3 protein-coding genes and 1 pseudogene are annotated in these 1,382 nt (G+C 43.3%); all 4 read right to left on the minus strand.

What is annotated here, in order from left to right:
• Window positions 1-256, minus strand: a 256-nt coding sequence (locus tag BG32_RS15710) for a hypothetical protein (RefSeq protein WP_147434783.1), incomplete at its 3' end; no start/stop codon positions are given.
• A gap of 63 nt (window positions 257-319) precedes the next feature.
• A complete protein-coding gene (locus BG32_RS01420) occupies window positions 320-709 on the minus strand; it encodes a secondary thiamine-phosphate synthase enzyme YjbQ (protein ID WP_121526289.1) in 390 nt (129 codons plus the stop codon).
• 6 nt (window positions 710-715) lie between these two features.
• A complete protein-coding gene (locus tag BG32_RS01425) occupies window positions 716-991 on the minus strand; it encodes a cell division topological specificity factor MinE (RefSeq protein WP_006491911.1) in 276 nt (91 codons plus the stop codon).
• Between the two features lie 16 nt (window positions 992-1,007).
• A pseudogene (locus BG32_RS01430) lies at window positions 1,008-1,382 on the minus strand (septum site-determining protein MinD); the annotation flags it as partial.

The raw sequence follows: 1,382 nt of genomic DNA on the forward strand, positions 1-1,382 counted from the left end.
GTAGAGTATCCAGCAGCTGGAAAGTCGTCAAACATGCGTAAATGCCAAACAACAAAGCAAGAATCTGAGGAAATGAAATACTCAGCTTATAAGATCCCCTAACCGCCCTTAGAGAATTAAAGACGATAAAAACAGATATGGCGACCGATGCGAAATAGAACTTTGGTAGGCCCATGTCCCACGTGAAACCTTTAATAGCGAACAGCGAAGATCCAAGAACAAAGATGGTATAAAAGAAGTATCTTCCCTTACACATAGTGCCTCCCACCGTCCCCCTAATGAATGCCTGGATTTACTATTAACAATGGCAAAAGAAGCATCACCCAACCACAGTAACTATTACCTCCCGGTTTCTAGGTCCGTCAAATTCACAGAAATAGATGCACTGCCAGATTCCTAGCATCAATGAATTGTCTCTGAAGGGAACAGTAACTGAAGAACCCACCAGAGACGCCTTTATATGCGCATCGGAATTCCCTTCCATGTGCTTGAATTCTCTGTTCTCGGGTATGCTCTCGTCCATCCAAAAGAGAATGTCACGCACGACATCTGGATCGGAGTTTTCATTGATCGTTACTGCAGCAGTCGTATGCGGTACGAATACATTCACAAGCCCGTAAGAAGCCGTGGATTCCTTTACAGACTGGATAACAAGCTTCGTAATGTCTATGAACTGACTTTTGCGTTCCGTTTTTACGCTGTATCGCATGGTGCATCAGTGAAAGACAACGTTTGTGATTATTACCACATATCCGTTGTGTTCCTCAAGCTGAACCTTAACGTTTTCTTCTTTGACTTTGTACTTGTCGGCGACATAGGTTTTTATCTGGTGTACCATATCTTTTCCGCTATTCTGGAGAATATCCTGGGGAATAACCTCCCTTACAGGAACAGAGTATCTCCTTCCTCCGGTAATTGAATCAAGTCTATCTTTTGCTTCCTTTCTACTTCCCTCAGTTTTTTTCTTCTTCCTGAAAAGTCCAAAGAACATACGCTTCAACTCCCTCTTAATTTCTTCTGAAGATGCGCTTCAGGAATTCAAGGAATCCTTTTGATCCGTGCTCAAGAATGTCATGCTCAACAGGAATTGGTTCTCCCTGCATCCTCAAAGCAATGTTCTCGAAGACCTTTCCGATTCCTTCACCATTTCCGTTTAGAATAACCGGTACACCCTTATTTGTTGCAATGATAACCTCGTCACTGTCCGGTATGATTCCTATTAGATCAATAGCGAGATTACCCTGGATATCCTCTCTGGTGAGCATGTCACCACGTTTGACCATCTGGATTTTGAAGCGGTTTATCAGGAGCCTTATATTTGTCTCCTGCATTCCCGAGTTTTCGAGAAGCCCAATAACTCTGTCGGCATCTGTGATAGCCGG

Origin of the sequence: Mesotoga sp. HF07.pep.5.2.highcov, from assembly GCF_003666285.1 — a bacterium.
GTDB lineage: Bacteria > Thermotogota > Thermotogae > Petrotogales > Kosmotogaceae > Mesotoga > Mesotoga prima.

Coding starts and splice junctions, on each gene's coding strand:
- BG32_RS01420 (WP_121526289.1), bottom strand. CDS start 709: ATGCGATACAGCGTAAAAACGGAACGCAAAAGTCAGTTCATAGACATT.
- BG32_RS01425 (WP_006491911.1), bottom strand. CDS start 991: ATGTTCTTTGGACTTTTCAGGAAGAAGAAAAAAACTGAGGGAAGTAGA.